The 13,248-nt window shown below is 70.7% G+C and carries 15 protein-coding genes and 1 pseudogene; 1 reads left to right on the top strand and 15 read right to left on the bottom strand.

Annotated features, from left to right (window positions below; translation table 11 throughout):
- Nucleotides 1–62: 62 nt before the first annotated feature.
- The gene (locus VGZ32_RS23475) at nt 63–752 is read left to right on the top strand and encodes a hemerythrin domain-containing protein (RefSeq protein WP_326888330.1); all 690 of its coding nucleotides are present in this window, start codon (nt 63–65) and stop codon (nt 750–752) included.
- Nucleotides 753–786: 34 nt separating this feature from the next.
- Here VGZ32_RS23475 and VGZ32_RS28905 read toward each other — a convergent pair.
- From VGZ32_RS28905 to VGZ32_RS23405, 15 genes and pseudogenes are all read right to left on the bottom strand, one after another.
- Nucleotides 787–1,206: pseudogene (locus VGZ32_RS28905) on the bottom strand (SRPBCC family protein).
- Between the two features lie 65 nt (nt 1,207–1,271).
- Nucleotides 1,272–1,610, bottom strand: a complete 339-nt coding sequence (locus tag VGZ32_RS23470; protein ID WP_326888329.1) for a metalloregulator ArsR/SmtB family transcription factor — start codon at nt 1,608–1,610, stop codon at nt 1,272–1,274.
- Nucleotides 1,607–2,065: an SRPBCC domain-containing protein gene (locus tag VGZ32_RS23465; protein WP_349263721.1), complete on the bottom strand. Its 459-nt coding sequence runs from the start codon at nt 2,063–2,065 to the stop codon at nt 1,607–1,609. Before VGZ32_RS23465 ends, VGZ32_RS23470 begins: the two co-directional genes overlap by 4 nt.
- Before the next feature lie 185 nt (nt 2,066–2,250).
- The gene (locus tag VGZ32_RS23460; protein WP_326888327.1) at nt 2,251–2,664 is read right to left on the bottom strand and encodes a PIN domain-containing protein; all 414 of its coding nucleotides are present in this window, start codon (nt 2,662–2,664) and stop codon (nt 2,251–2,253) included.
- Complete coding sequence (locus tag VGZ32_RS23455; protein WP_326888326.1) at nt 2,661–2,897, bottom strand: type II toxin-antitoxin system VapB family antitoxin; 237 nt, start codon at nt 2,895–2,897, stop codon at nt 2,661–2,663. The genes VGZ32_RS23460 and VGZ32_RS23455 overlap by 4 nt, the downstream gene beginning before the upstream one ends.
- A gap of 218 nt (nt 2,898–3,115) precedes the next feature.
- Nucleotides 3,116–3,886, bottom strand: a complete 771-nt coding sequence (locus VGZ32_RS23450; RefSeq protein ID WP_326888325.1) for a thioesterase II family protein — start codon at nt 3,884–3,886, stop codon at nt 3,116–3,118.
- Nucleotides 3,883–5,112 (bottom strand): XdhC family protein, encoded by a 1,230-nt coding sequence (locus VGZ32_RS23445; protein ID WP_326888324.1) that lies wholly within the window; start codon nt 5,110–5,112, stop codon nt 3,883–3,885. Before VGZ32_RS23445 ends, VGZ32_RS23450 begins: the two co-directional genes overlap by 4 nt.
- Before the next feature lie 99 nt (nt 5,113–5,211).
- Nucleotides 5,212–7,521, bottom strand: coding sequence for a xanthine dehydrogenase family protein molybdopterin-binding subunit (locus tag VGZ32_RS23440; protein WP_326888323.1), 2,310 nt, complete (start codon nt 7,519–7,521; stop codon nt 5,212–5,214).
- On the bottom strand, nt 7,518–8,159 hold the full coding sequence (locus VGZ32_RS23435; RefSeq protein WP_326888322.1) for a (2Fe-2S)-binding protein: 642 nt from the start codon (nt 8,157–8,159) through the stop codon (nt 7,518–7,520). Before VGZ32_RS23435 ends, VGZ32_RS23440 begins: the two co-directional genes overlap by 4 nt.
- A gap of 6 nt (nt 8,160–8,165) precedes the next feature.
- Nucleotides 8,166–9,032 (bottom strand): FAD binding domain-containing protein, encoded by an 867-nt coding sequence (locus VGZ32_RS23430; RefSeq protein WP_326888321.1) that lies wholly within the window; start codon nt 9,030–9,032, stop codon nt 8,166–8,168.
- Nucleotides 9,032–9,484 carry an ester cyclase gene (locus VGZ32_RS23425; protein WP_326888320.1) on the bottom strand — a complete coding sequence of 151 codons (453 nt, stop codon included), beginning with the start codon at nt 9,482–9,484 and terminating at the stop codon, nt 9,032–9,034. The genes VGZ32_RS23430 and VGZ32_RS23425 overlap by 1 nt, the downstream gene beginning before the upstream one ends.
- Before the next feature lie 80 nt (nt 9,485–9,564).
- On the bottom strand, nt 9,565–11,064 hold the full coding sequence (locus tag VGZ32_RS23420; RefSeq protein ID WP_326888319.1) for an MFS transporter: 1,500 nt from the start codon (nt 11,062–11,064) through the stop codon (nt 9,565–9,567).
- 85 nt (nt 11,065–11,149) lie between these two features.
- Nucleotides 11,150–11,869: an AAA family ATPase gene (locus VGZ32_RS23415; protein WP_326888318.1), complete on the bottom strand. Its 720-nt coding sequence runs from the start codon at nt 11,867–11,869 to the stop codon at nt 11,150–11,152.
- A 42-nt stretch (nt 11,870–11,911) separates the two neighbouring features.
- On the bottom strand, nt 11,912–12,982 hold the full coding sequence (locus VGZ32_RS23410; protein ID WP_326888317.1) for an AvrD family protein: 1,071 nt from the start codon (nt 12,980–12,982) through the stop codon (nt 11,912–11,914).
- Nucleotides 12,983–13,237, bottom strand: coding sequence for a phosphopantetheine-binding protein (locus VGZ32_RS23405; protein WP_326888316.1), 255 nt, complete (start codon nt 13,235–13,237; stop codon nt 12,983–12,985).
- Between the last annotated feature and the right edge of the window lie 11 nt (nt 13,238–13,248).

Genomic DNA, 13,248 nt, shown 5'->3' with positions numbered 1-13,248 from the left:
ATTCCCCGCACGGCGTGCACACAATCGCCACGAAAACGCGCCGGAGAGGCGAAAGGGCACAGATGATCACGCAAGGCGAGCCGATGGCGGACGTCCGGGACATGTACATGGTGCACACCGTGTTCCGGCGGGAGTTCGGCCTCATCCCCGGGCTGATCCTGGAAGTCCCCGAGAACGACACGCGGCGCGGCGAGATCGTCGGCTACCACATCGACCTGATGTGCCGGCTCCTGCACATCCACCACGACGGCGAGGACGTGCTGCTGTGGCCGCTGCTGCTGGACCGCGGCGGCGAGGACGCCCAGGCCATCGTGCCGACGATGCGGGCCCAGCACGCCGCCATCGAGGACGCCCTCGCGATCATCACCCCGTTGATCGGTCCGTGGCGGGGGACGGCGCGCCGGGGCGGTCCGCTCGCCGCCGCCTGTAGCAGCCTCAACGCGGCGATCACCGACCACATGGCGCTGGAGGAGGAGCGGATCCTGCCGCTCGCCGAGAAGTACGTCACCGCGGCCGAGTGGAACAGGCTCGGTGCCCACGGCCAGGCGCAGTTCTCCAAGAAGGAGCTTCCGCTGTGCTTCGGCATGGCGATGTACGAGGCGGACCCGGAGGTCGTCCGCGGTGTCCTGGCCGAGGCGCCGCGTCAGGTCCGCTTCCTCGTTCCCCGCATCGCGCCGCGCGCGTTCGCCAAGCACTCCCGCCGCGTGCACGGGACGCCCACCCCGCCCCGTGCCGGGTCTGTCTCCTTCTGAGGCCGTCTGCCGGGAGAACAGCGAGGCCTTCGAGCTAGTGCCAGTTGCTGATCATGACGTCCTGCGGCGCGGGGTCGCCCTTGCCGGTTTCGAGCAGCTTCTTGAAGCTCAGCAGGAAGCTCGCCCAACTCCACCGGCTCCTTCCAGCCCTCGTGCCGGAACAGCACGACCGTGAAGTCGTCCTCCTGCTTGAGGTCGAAGCGGATCTGCGTGCCGACCCACTCCTGGGGACCATCGACGACCTGCCAGAGCACAAGTTTTCCGGGCTGGGCGTCGAGGACCTTGATGTCGAAGCCGCCGGCGGGCCCGAACCGAAACCGCAGCACTCCCCCGACGTCGCCGTCACCTTCCGTGTCCTGCGTCCACCAGCCCGCCAGTCCCTCGACCGTGGTCAGGGCCGCGTAGACGTCCTCGGGGACGCGGTGGCGCCGATCCTGTGCAGAATGTCCACCATTTCGATTGCCTCTTTCTTTTCTCGGATTTGGATAGGCGCCCGTACCCGGGCGGGGGTTCTGGGGCTCAGCCCTGCTGGCCGCGCTGGATCGCTTCGGCGATGCGCTTGATGCGGCGCAGCCGGGCGTCCCAGGTCGCGCCGACCGACGACAGCTGCGCGACGGCGCGGGCGAGTTGGGCCTCGTCCACCTCGTAGAGGCGCTCGCGTCCCGACGGCGTGACGTGGACCAGGCCGACCCGGTCGAGAACGCCGAGGTGTTTGGCGACGGCCTGCCGCGTGATCGGCAGCCGCTCGCTGAGCGTCGTCGCGGTGCCGCTGCCGTCGGTCAGCAGCAGGTCGAGCATCTGGCGCCGGATGGGGTCGCCGACCGCCGACCAGAGTTCGTCGTCTATGGAGACGCTCACGGGGTGGACACCAGCCGGGCGACATACGTGACGAGGCGGGGCAGGAAGTAGTCCCAGCCGTTGACGTGGTCGCGGTACTGCTCCTCGAGCACCGCCGCCTCCCAGCCCTTCTCCCGGAACCCGGACTCGGTCATCCGCAGCAGCGTGCCCGCACCCGAAGGGACCAGATCGAAGGACACCAGGAGTGAGTTGCCGGGCGCCGCGGTCACGCCCTCGTCGTACACCCACCGGAAGGAGAAGCGCCGGGGCGGGTCGGCGTCCACCACCGTCAGATGCGCGACGTGGTCAGGCGAGCTCTCGCCGAAGGTGAAGGCCCCGGCGCCGCCGGGCACCGGCTCGAGCTCCGCCTCGTCCGGCCACCACTCCCGCAGGTGTTGGGGCGTGCTGATGACCTCGTAGACGACCTCGGGCGTGGCCTCGATGCGGACTTCCCGTTCGATGCTGCCGTACTCGATGTTCATGCCGCTCCACTGTCCTTTCGCAACGTTTGGTTGCGCATGACTGTAGCGCGGTGGAGTGAAATGCGCAACTATTGGTTGCGCGTAGGCCGAGGCGGGGCAGCGAGGGCGAGGCGTGGCCGGTGCCATTTGCGTGGCCGGCGCGTTGTGCGCAGCGCCTGCCGCGCCGAGGTTCATCGCGTTCAGGCCCGCGCGTCACGCTCGCGCAGTTCAGGCAGGACGCGGGCGAGGGCCGGGAAGTCGTTGTCCACGTGCAAGACGGTCAGGTCGTGGTGGACCGCGGTCGCAGCCACCAGCAGGTCGAGCACGCCGGGCCCGCGGTGCTGGGAGTGCCGGGTCAGCTCGTACTGGGCGCGCTCGGCCCACCGCCACGGGTCTTTGGGCATGCCCACTGACGGGAACATCGCATCGAGATCGGCTTCCAGTTCCGTGCGGTGCGCCGGGCTACGCGCGCCGAAGAGCACCTCAAGCCGGGTGGGCATACGGTGGCGCAGCAGGCCCTCCGCCAGAAACGGCAGCAACCGAAGCCGCAGGTCATCCTCGTTGCGCAGGATCCGCCACACGGCGCCGGTGTCGATCAGGTAGGCGTCGCTCACTGCGCGGGCGCCCCGGCCCCGGCGCCCTTGCGGTGCTCCCACGCCGCGACGGCCGCGTCGAACTCGCCGCGCTCGTAGCGCTCAGCCATCCGCTCCAGGGCGGCCAGGCGGCGCCGACGCGCGTTGACCTCGCGCAACGCGGTGTTCACCGTGTCCTTCTTGGTGGCGGTACCCAGATAGCGCATCGCCTGCTCCAGCTCGTCATCGTCCAGGTCGATCTGCGTGACAGTCATCGGTGCGCTTCTCCTTCATGTATCCCCTCGATATCCATATCAGGGCGCCAATGTACATCGCGCGAGAGCGCGGCCTGCCGCAGGCGCCCGAAACCAGGCCGCCCGCGCGAATCACCTCGTGTCCACATCGCGGCCCGACCTTGTCAAGCATGCTCTGGAGGCGGGACGGGATGTATGTGCGCGTGATCGGAGCCTTTAGGGCGGGGGCACGCGCTTTCTCAAGCGACGGAGGGCTCCCGGCTCATAACGCTGTGGACGTCGTCGACGATGCGCGCGCAGACCTCGTCGACGCGCTCGAACAGGTAGAAGTGGCCGCCTGGCCAGGTGTGGTGCGAGATCAGCTCGCTGGCGTGGCCGACCCACGGCCGCATGAGCGCGTCGCCGATCACCGGATCGGCCGTGCCTGAGTACACCGACATCGGCGTGTTCAGTGGCGGCCCGTCGCGGTGTTCGTAGGTGTCCACGATCGCGAGGTCGTTGCGCAGGCAGTGGGTCAGCCGCTCGAGGACGTGCGGCTGGCGCCACAGCTCGTCCGGCGTCCCGCCGAGATGGCGCATGAAGCGCAGCAGCCGCTCGTGCGGCCAGTGATGGCGCCGCTGGCCCGCCGCCAGGTGCGGAGCCGCGCTCGCGGACAGGCCGAGCCAGACCGGCGGGCGGCCGCGCTCTTCCAGCTCACGCACCAGTTCGTACGCCACGAGCGCGCCCATGCTGTGCCCGAACACCGCGAACGGTCCGGCCACCTCCTCCCACACCGCGTTCATCATCCAGTCCACCGCCTCGGTCATGCTGCGGCACGCGGCCTGCTTGACGAAGGGGAACCGGGCGGGCAGTTCGAGTCCGATCACCCGCCAGCGCGCGGGCAGGTGCCGGACGAAGGGCAGGTACGCCGACGCGGACCCGCCGGCGTGATGGATAAACACGAACGTCAGCTCGGGCGGGAGTTCGCGCTCGTCGGACACGCGGTCTCGGCGCAGCTCACGGATCGTCATGGCACTGGCTCCGGTTCCGGCGCGGGCACGGACCTTGCTGCGGGTACGCGGATGACTGCTCGGCTCAGCACTGACGGCTCGTGGTGGATGGGCCCCTGGTGTGAGGACAACGGCCGACAGCCGCCGCCGCGCCGAAGCGCGACAATCTCGGCCGCGACGGCGATCGCTGTCTCCTCCGGTGTGCGCGCGCCGAGGTCCAGGCCGATCGGCGAGTGCAGCCGTGCCAGTTCGGCGTCGGTAAGGCCGAGACCGCGCAGTGCGGCGTCGCGGTCGCGGCGAGTGCGGCGCGAGCCCATGGCGCCGACGTAGGCGACCGGCAACCGCAGTGCACGCTCGAGCAGCGGGATGTCGAACTTTGCGTCGTGGGTGAGTACGCACAGGACGGTGCGGCCGTCGATGCGGTCCAGCTGCGAGTCCAGGTAGCGGTGCGGCCACTGCACCACTACGTCGTCCGCCTCCGGGAAGCGGCGCCGGGTCGCGAACACTGCTCGGGCGTCGCACAGGGTGACGTGGTAGCCGAGGAACTTGCCGATCCGCACGACGGCGGAGGCGAAGTCGATCGCCCCGAAGACGAGCATGCGGGGCGCCGGGGTGTAGGACTCGATGAAGAAGGTTGCGACAGATTCTTCGGCCTCGCCGATCCTCTTGCTTTCGGTGGGGGCTGACGGCGCGCAAACCTCGCTGTCGAGAGCGAGAGTGCCGGTGCGTCCCGCGTCGAGCATCGCCCGTGCTTCGGCGACCAGGCCACGTACGCGCGTTGGGAGTAGTGCGTCGCTACCGCCGATGTGGTCGTCGGCGGTGACCGCGATCGACGTGCCGAGCAGCGCTGTCGGCCCGGCGATCGCGCGGACGAGCGCGACCGGAGTTCCCGACGTGATGCACGCGATCGCCGTGCCGATCGCGGGGTCTGCGTCCGTCTGCACCGGCTGAATGAATACGTCCAGGGCGCCGCCGCAGGTCAGGCCGACCGCGAGCGCGTCGTCGCCGAGGAAGCCGAAACTCTCGAGCACCGGCTTTCCGCTCGCGATCGCCTCCCGGCAGAGCTCGTACACCGCCCCCTCGACGCAGCCTCCTGACAGCGAGCCGACCGCCTCGCCGGCCACGTCCACCGCCATGGCGGCACCAGGGCCGCGCGGCGCGCTGCCGGTCACCCCGACCACGCTGGCCACGGCGAACGGACGGCGGTCCGCGTGCCAGGACTGCAATCGTTCTGCGATGTCGTGCATACGGGACCTCCTCGGTGCGTGTTCGACGGTTTCGGGGTAGGCGGGGGCTAAGGGCCGGTGGGTGGAGGGAAGTACGGGGTCTGTGATGTGCGTGGATGGCTACTGCATCTTGTCGCGTTCCTTGATCAGGGCGAGGACGCGCTGGGAATGCAGGGGCAGCGCTCCGACGTCGCCGGTCAGCTGGAGCGCGTCGAAGACGGCGTTCGCGATGGCCGCACCGGCCCCTGCCACGCCGCCCTCCCCCGCGCCCCGGACGCCCAGCGGGTTGCCCGGCGAAGGCGAGTCCTCATATAGCTCGACTTGGATGTCGGGTACGTCGATCGCCCGCGGCCACAGGTATTCGTCGAGGGTTGTCGAGAGCGGCACCCCGGACTCGTCGTAGCGGAACTCCTCGAGCAGCGCCCCGCCGATGCCCTGAACCGCGCCACCGACGAGCTGTCCGCGCACCATGGCCGGGTGCACCGCGCGCCCGATCTCGTAGCTGACGGCGTAACGCAGGATCTTGACTCCGCCGGTGCCCCGGTCGACCTCCGCCTGTACGTAGTGCGCGCCGTACGGATACGTCATCACGTCCGCGAGGTATGTGGAGCGCCCGATCAGGCCCGGCTCCTCGTCGTTGCGCACCTGCCGCGGGGTGAAGCAGACCGCGGCGATCTGGCCGAACGGCACCCGCCGGTCCGGCTGCCCGGCCACCGCGAGTGCGCCCTTGTCGACCACCAGCTCTTCTTCGGCGACGCCGAGCAGGTCGGCTGCCGCGCGCCGCGCCTTCGCCAGCACCTTCTCGGCCGCCATCTTCACCGCGGTGCCGCCGACGACGGTGGAGCGGCTGGCGAACGTGCCGGCCCCGTCGGCGAGGATGTCGGTGTCGGAGAGCACGACCTTCACCGACTCCACCGGGACGTCGAACTCGTCCGCGACGATCTGCGCCATCACGGTCTCGATGCCCTGGCCGCTGGTCGCCCCGCCCATCGCGACGCGCACCGCGCCGGTCACGCCGACGTCGACGACGGCGTTGTCGTGTCCGAGCCCTGCCTTCTCCAGGATCGCCGCACAGCCGGCCCCGACCAGGCGCCCGGCGGCTCGCGCCTGCTGCGCCTCGCGCCGCCAGTCCACGTAGCCGATGGCAGCGCGCGATTTGTCGAAGTGCCCGAGGTGGTCGGAGCCGTCGAGCAGCATCGGCGCGTTGAAGATGCTCATGGGCCTGCGATGCGGAAGCTCGGCCGCGTCGAGCAGGTTCCTGCAGCGCAGCTCCACCGGATCGACACCGAACCGGCGCGCCGCGACGTCGAGGGCGTGTTCGCGCACGAAGTTGTGCTGGAACCGCCCGGGCGCCCGGTAGGTGCCGACCCCGGTCTTGTTGGTGGTGACGATGTGGATCCGGCAGCGGCACGCAGGCAGCCGGTAGGGCCCTGAGATCATCGCGGCGCCGAGTGTGGCCACCACGGCGCCGTGGGTGCGCACGTAGCCGCCGGTGTCGAGCCACGCCTCGTCGCGCAGGCCGAGCAGCCGGTAGTCCGCGTCGAAGGCCAGCTCGATCTCGTGTTCCTGCTCGCGCGCGTGGTTGGCGGCGACCATGTGCTCGATCCGGTCCTCAGTCCACTTGACCGGGCGGCCGGTGCGCAGGCACAGGAACGGGACGAGGACGTCTTCGGGGTACAGCTCACCGCGTATTCCGAAGCTGCCGCCGGCGTCCGTCTCGAGCATGTGGATGCGGTGCTCGGCGAAGCCGAGCATGGACGAGATCACCCGGCGGTTGAAGTACGGGACCTTGACGGCGCCCCAGATCGTCATCCGTTCGGTGCTGTCGTCGTATTCGGCGACCAGGCCGCGCGGTTCGAGCGGGGTGCCGCTGTGCCGCCCGATGCGCAGGTGCGCGGTGACGATGTGCGGGGCGGCGGCGAAGACCTCGTCCACGTCGCCGTATCCGGCGTCGATGACGCCGACGTCGTTCGGAGCACCGCCCCAGCACTCCGGCCGCAGATCGGCCGCAGCGCGGGCGTCCAGCGCGACGGGCAGTTCCTCCAGATCCAGGCGCACCAGTTCGGCTGCGTCCTCGGCCAGGTATGGGTCCTCGGCCAAGACGGCGGCGACCGGCTCGCCGACGTAGCGGATGAAGCCGGTCGCGAGCACTGGCTGGAGGTAGGGGGTGAAGTCGATGCCCGGCGAGGGCTGGCGCACGGGGATGCGCGGCATCGGGTTGAAGTCCCGCGCGGTGATGACCTCGACGACGCCGGGCAGCCGGGAGGCCGCGGACGTGTCGATCGCGCGGATCTTGGCGTGGGCGACCGGGGAGCGGACCACGCGCATCCACAGCTGCCCCGGCCGGATCACGGCGTCGTGGAAGCGGCCGCGGCCGCGCAGCAGCCGCTCGTCTTCGAGCCGGGGGACGTCCTTGCCGATGACGCTCAAGCCGACCGCTCCGCCCCGATCTCGGACGCTTCTTCGCGCGGCGTGGTGTCCAGCGGCAGTCGGTGCCCCGCTTGGGCGGCCGCCTCGATCGCGTCGATGATGGTGCTGTATCCGGTGCACCGGCACAGGTTCGCCGATACCCACTCCCTGATACGGTCGCGGTCCGCGTCAGGTTCCTGCCGCAGCAGTGCGGTGCCCAGCATCAGGAAACCGGCCGTGCAGAATCCGCACTGCAGGGCAAACTTCTCGCGGAAGGCCTCTTGCAGCGGCCCCAGAATGCCGTCCGGGGCCAGCGATTCGACGGTCTCGATCGACGCGCCGTCCGCCTGCGCGGCCAAGACCAGGCACGAGCGCACCGGCTCTCCGCCCATCAGTACCGTGCACGACCCGCAGGCGCCGGTGTCACAGCCGACCTGCGTGCCATTCAGGCCCAGGTCGCGGCGCAGGACGTCAACCAGGTTGCGTCGGGCTTCCACGGTCAGCCTGTGTGTGGTCCCGTTGACCGTCAGCCGGACGTCCGCCTCGATCGTGGCCGAGGAGACCGCACCGAGCGGCCCTCCATCAACTACCTCGTCATCGATCGACGCTGTGCTGGGCGGCACTGTGTTTGTCGGCGCGGTATTGGTCGGCACAGCCATCCCCCGTCACTCTCCTCGGCTCAGCGAAGCGCGCACCGCGCGTACCGTCAGCGCTGCGGCCAGTTCCCTGCGATACGCCCCGTCCGCGCGCACGTCGCCCGGCGGCTCGAGCCCGGCGACCGCGACCGCGCCGACGCGGGCGAGCAGCTTCTCGTCCGGGATCTCCCCGAGCAGCGCCGTCTCAGCTCCCCGCAGGCGCACCGGCCGGTCCGCGACGCCGCCCGCGGCCACCCGGGCCGAGGCGATCCGCCCGTCCGGTCCGCGTTCCACCGCCGCCGCGACCGCGACCAGCGGCAGGTGTCCCGGCTGCTCGGCGAATTCGACGAGGGCGGCGGTCGGCGCGGGCGCGGGCAGCCGCGCCTCGATCACCAGTTCGTCCGGACGCAGCACCGTGCGATGCGCGCCGGCGAAGAAGTCCTGCGCGGCGACCACCCGGCCGCCGTCCGCGTCGAGGACCGCGATCTCGGCGTCCAGCAGCACCGCGAGCAGGCACCACTCGGCGCTCGGGTCCGCGTGTGCCAGGCTCCCGCCGAAGGTGCCCATGGTGCGCACCGGCAGCCGTCCGATCAGCGACGCCGCCTCGGGCAGCACGCCGTACCCGCCGACGACTGCGGGGTCACGCAGCCGCTCCAGGTCGACGTGCCGGGCCAGCGCGCCGATGCGCAGGGCCCGGCCGTCGCGGGTCACGTGCCGCAGTACGGACAGGCGGTGCAGGTCGACGAGCACGTCCGGCCGTACCGCCCGGCGGTTCATCAAGGCCAGCAGACTCTGCCCGCCGGCCAGACAGCGAGCCGCGCCGCCGTACTCACGCAGCGCGGCCGCCGCCTCGCCGACCGTCTCCGGTCGGCTGTAGCGGAACGGTGCCGGGCGCATCAGGGCTCGTTGACCGCGGGCACGTCGAGCCGGGTGTGCCCGAGCTTGCGCATCAGGTCGACGATGTCGAACTGGGCCTGCCGCTCGATCACCTTCTCGCCGCGGAATCGGTCGATGCCGATCGCGGTGAACGTGACCTTTTTCCCGGTCGGCGGCAGCCCGCGGAACGGGCCGAGCTGGGTGCCGACGCACTCCACCCGGGTGACCACCACGTCGCCCTCGGCCACCTGCTCCTGGACCAGGTCGCTGATGTCCGGGAACGCGGTGCGGAAGGCGCGCACCCAGGTGCGCACCCCCTCGGGGCCGCGCAGGTTGAACTGCGGCCAGTCGAAGTCCTCGTGGAAGAGTTCGTCGGCCAGGTCGAGCTCGCCCTTGGTGATGATCGACTCGAACAGCAGGGCGATGCGCGCCTTGCGCGCCTCGGGCGTGGTGCCCGACGGGACGACGGTCATCGTGCGCCCCCTCCTTCCGGGTGAATCAGGTCATTGGTGCGGCGGGGTGGCCGCCCGGCGGGGCGGCCACCCGGCCGTTGTCAGGCCGCGGCTTTGGCCCGCGCCGGACGGGGCAGCAGGAGGCTGAGTCCGGCCGCCAGCACCGTCAGGGCCAGGTCGATCGAGGCCACCCAGATCAGGGCCGAGCCGTAGGAGGCCGCGCCGTGGCCGGTGCCGAGCGCGGTGAAGAAGACCGAGCCGAGCGCCGCGACGCCGGCCGCGCTGGCGAACTGCTGGCTGGTGGTCAGCACGCCCGCCGCGGCGCCGGCCTGCTGCGGCTTGACCCCGGCGAGCACCGCGCCGACCAGCGCGGGCACGGCCAGGCCGTTGCCCATGCCGATCAGGATCATGGGTCCGATCAGGCGCGGCGCGCTGATGCTCGCGCCGGACACGTGCAGGTCGATCAGTAGCGCGATCACGCCGAGTGCCGCGAGTGTGGTGCCGGTGGTGATGACGCGGGCGCCGTGCCGGGCGGTGATCCGCTGCGCCGTGATCGACGCGGCGGAGAACGCCACACCCAGCGGGGTGAAGGTGAACCCGGCCTCCAGCGGGGTCAAGCCGAGGCCCGACTGGAGCAGGAGGGTCAGGCAGAACATGAAGCTGAAGAACGCCGCGAAGGTCCCGATGCCGACGATCAGGCCGCGGGTGAACACGCCGTCCTCGAACAGCTTCAGGTCCAGCAGCGGCTGGCCGCCGCGCTGCGCCACGGCGCGCTCCCAGAACAGCGCCAGCGCCATGACCGGAAGGCTGGCGGCCAGGCAGACCCAGGTCCACACCGGCCAGTGCTCGGTGCGGCCGACCACCAGCGGGATCAGCAGCAGCGCGAGGCTGCCGGAGATGCCGGCCGCGCCGATCGGGTCGAGCTTGGGGTGCGCGGCCGAGCGGGTGCGCGGCATCAGCCGCCAGGCGAGCGCCAGCGCGATGATCCCGATCGGGATGTTGACCAGGAAGATGACCCGCCAGCCGAGGCCGAACACGTTGCCCTGTAGCAGCGCGCCGCCGAGCACCTGCCCGGCGACCGCGCCGACGCCGACTGTGACGCCGAACCAGGACAGCGCCTTGGCCCGCTCCGCGGCGGGGAAGGTGGCGGTGATCGTGGCCAGCACCTGCGGCACCATCGCCGCTCCGGTCAGGCCCTGCAGCAGCCGGGCCGCGACCAGTTCGCCGGGGGTCTGCGCGATGCCGCACAGCAGCGAGGCGACGGTGAACGCGGCCGTGCCGTAGATGAACAGGTTGCGGAAGCTGAACAGGTCGCCAAGCCGGCCGCCGGTGATCAGGCCGCTGGCATAGGTGAAGGCGTATCCGGCCACGATGAGCTCGAGCGCGGCCGGTCCGGCGTGCAGGTCGCGCTCCAGGGAGGGGGCGGCGACGTTGACGACGTAGAGGTCGAACTGGGCCATGAACATCGCCGCCAGCAGGACCGGCAGCATCAGCCAGCGCTTGTCGTACGGCTCCGGGGCGGGGGGCGCAGGGGGCGACGCGAGCGCGGACGCCTGCTGTTCGGTGGCGGCGGCCGGGACTCCGCCGGAGTTGGGCACCATCGTGTCCAGTCCCTTCGTTGCGCGGTTCGCTTGCTGTTTGTTATTCCCGCTGGCGGCCGCCCTCGCGACAGCCTTTAGCTGTGCTTTAGGCCACTGCGACAGCCCTTGCCGCCTGGGCAGTGCGCTCCTTCTCCAGGCGCCAGTCGATCTTGGCGTAGTCGGCCGCCGCCAGCTCGAGCGCCTCCTCCACCGGCCGCACCGTCGGCAGGCCGAAGTGCTCGACGATCTTCTCCAGCCGCTCCTGCGTGCTGCCGGAGACCTCGAAGTAAGGGATCTGCAGCTCGTGGAGAGCGTCCAGCAGCATGTCGTCGCAGGCGGTGCGGAACTGCTCGCTCATCGGCCGGTGGCCGTCCGAGGAGAGGCCGAACTCGCGGCGCAGATGCACGAACGCGTCGAAGGACTCGACGACGTGCTGCTTAAAGTAGTGGCCGAGCTGGGCGGCGACGGCGCCGAAGAACGCCATCTCGGCCGGGTCGCCCTGGCCCGGGCCGCCGTCCGTGGTCCCCGGGTCCATGCCGAACTGGACCCGGGCCGCGGCGTAGGTCCACTCCTGCAGCGAGGAGCCGTCGGCGATGAAGTTTTCGCCGAGCAGCGCCTCGCTGACCGCGCGCCCGACGTGCCGGCGCACTGCCAGCTGGATGTACTCGGCCGGGGTCACCTCGTTCAGCGCCTTGCCGGGCACCGCGTCCGGCATGATCTCGCGGATCGTCTTGGCGGGCGAGCGCGGGATGCCGGTGTAGTAGGACAGCGCGATAGCGGTCGAGGTCTTCCCCGCCGAGTAGGTGCCAGAGATCGAGATTCGCACGGTTCGGGTCTCCTGTCTTCGCGTGCGGTTCGGGGCGGAGGGTCAGGCCGCGGTGGCGGCGATCTCCGGGGGCAGTTCGTGTGCGAACGAGCAGCGCATGTCGATCCCGGCGAGCGAGGCCTGCAGGTCGACGTTGCGCCAGATGCCCCCGCGCACGGTGAGCAGGTGCTTCGCGGTGATCGCGGTGCGGGTGCGCAGCGGCGCGTCCTCGTCGTCGAGGACGAGCAGGTCCGGCTCGGCCGGCGCGGTCATCGCGGTCTGCATCATCCACAGGGTGTTGCTGTTGGCCCGGCTCAGACCGTCGAGCTCGTACATCAGTACCTGGGCGAGTTGGAGGTTGACCACGAAGCAGTCCACCAGGGACACGGCGGGCTGCCGCGCGCCGCCGATGCCCTCGGCCGGTACCGGGCTGCCGGGCACCGTGGTGAAGCGGACCGCGGCCTCGGCGACCAGCGCGTCAAGATCCAGCGCGATGTCCTGGATGGAGTGGCGCCGCAGCCGGAAGCCGTCACCGTAGAAGCGGGAGGCGCCCGGACCGAGCACGGCGTCGAAGGAGTCGAACTCGGCGTCGTGGTAGGCGCGGTGCACGATTGGGTGGTCGATCTCACAGCGCACCCGCAGCGTCCCGACCGTGCACTCGTACTGCGACCGGTACAGGCCGTCGGGGCCCGGCTCGTCGGCAGGGCTCTTCAGGCGCGCAGCCAGCGGGATGCCGACGAGGTCTTCCTGCGGCTCGGAGCCCGCGCGCAGGACCACCTTGCGCAGCCGGGCCGCGCTCAGGTCGTCCGGACCGAGGCCGTAGGCATGCGCGAGGTGCAGTTCGGCGAGCTGGACGCCCAGCACGAGCGCGTCGATGGTGCTCAGGTGCGGGCGCAGGTCGGTGCCCTGCTTCTTCTTGGACCAGTCCGCCGGGTAGCTGACGTCCACCGTGCCGCGCACGCCGGTCTGCGGCGCGTCCACGGCGTCGGCGGCCAGCCCTTCCACGCGGTAAGCAGCGCGCTGATAACCGCGGGAGAAGAACCGGGTCTCGCTGGGGCCGAGGTAGTCGTCTATGGAGTCGATAGACTGTTGTTTGTTCAGGGAATTGACAGTCAGTTGCTGGCGGGTCGACATCTACGCTCCCGCGCCGACTGCGGTGCCGGCCAATGCCTGCTCGTAGACGCGCACCAGGTCGGTGATCGTGCGGATGTCGGCGACGTCGGACTGCTCCTCGAACGGGTCGACACCGAGCTCGGCCTCCAGCTGGATCAGCAGCCGGGCGAGCATCATCGAGTTCACGTCGTTCTGGAACAGCTCGTCGTCGATCGCGTCCGATTCGCTGATCACGTCCGCGTCCACCAGCAGCTCGCGCAGCTCCTGCTCAATCACTTCACGGACGT

The organism is Actinocrinis sp. (genome assembly GCF_035938995.1).
Taxonomy (GTDB): Bacteria; Actinomycetota; Actinomycetes; order Streptomycetales; family Catenulisporaceae; genus DASZGI01.
Note: the sequence above shows the minus strand (reverse complement) of the source record. Positions and strands in the feature narration are given on the sequence as shown.

Excerpts from the sequence above, each read along its gene's own strand:
- VGZ32_RS23475 (WP_326888330.1), top strand. The coding sequence starts at position 63 with ATGATCACGCAAGGCGAGCCGATGGCGGACGTCCGGGACATGTACATG.
- VGZ32_RS23455 (WP_326888326.1), bottom strand. The coding sequence starts at position 2,897 with ATGACTGTCACGCAGATCGACCTGGACGATGACGAGCTGGAGCAGGCG.
- VGZ32_RS23450 (WP_326888325.1), bottom strand. The coding sequence starts at position 3,886 with ATGACGATCCGTGAGCTGCGCCGAGACCGCGTGTCCGACGAGCGCGAA.
- VGZ32_RS23445 (WP_326888324.1), bottom strand. The coding sequence starts at position 5,112 with ATGCACGACATCGCAGAACGATTGCAGTCCTGGCACGCGGACCGCCGT.
- VGZ32_RS23435 (WP_326888322.1), bottom strand. The coding sequence starts at position 8,159 with ATGGCTGTGCCGACCAATACCGCGCCGACAAACACAGTGCCGCCCAGC.
- VGZ32_RS23430 (WP_326888321.1), bottom strand. The coding sequence starts at position 9,032 with ATGCGCCCGGCACCGTTCCGCTACAGCCGACCGGAGACGGTCGGCGAG.
- VGZ32_RS23425 (WP_326888320.1), bottom strand. The coding sequence starts at position 9,484 with ATGACCGTCGTCCCGTCGGGCACCACGCCCGAGGCGCGCAAGGCGCGC.
- VGZ32_RS23420 (WP_326888319.1), bottom strand. The coding sequence starts at position 11,064 with ATGGTGCCCAACTCCGGCGGAGTCCCGGCCGCCGCCACCGAACAGCAG.
- VGZ32_RS23410 (WP_326888317.1), bottom strand. The coding sequence starts at position 12,982 with ATGTCGACCCGCCAGCAACTGACTGTCAATTCCCTGAACAAACAACAG.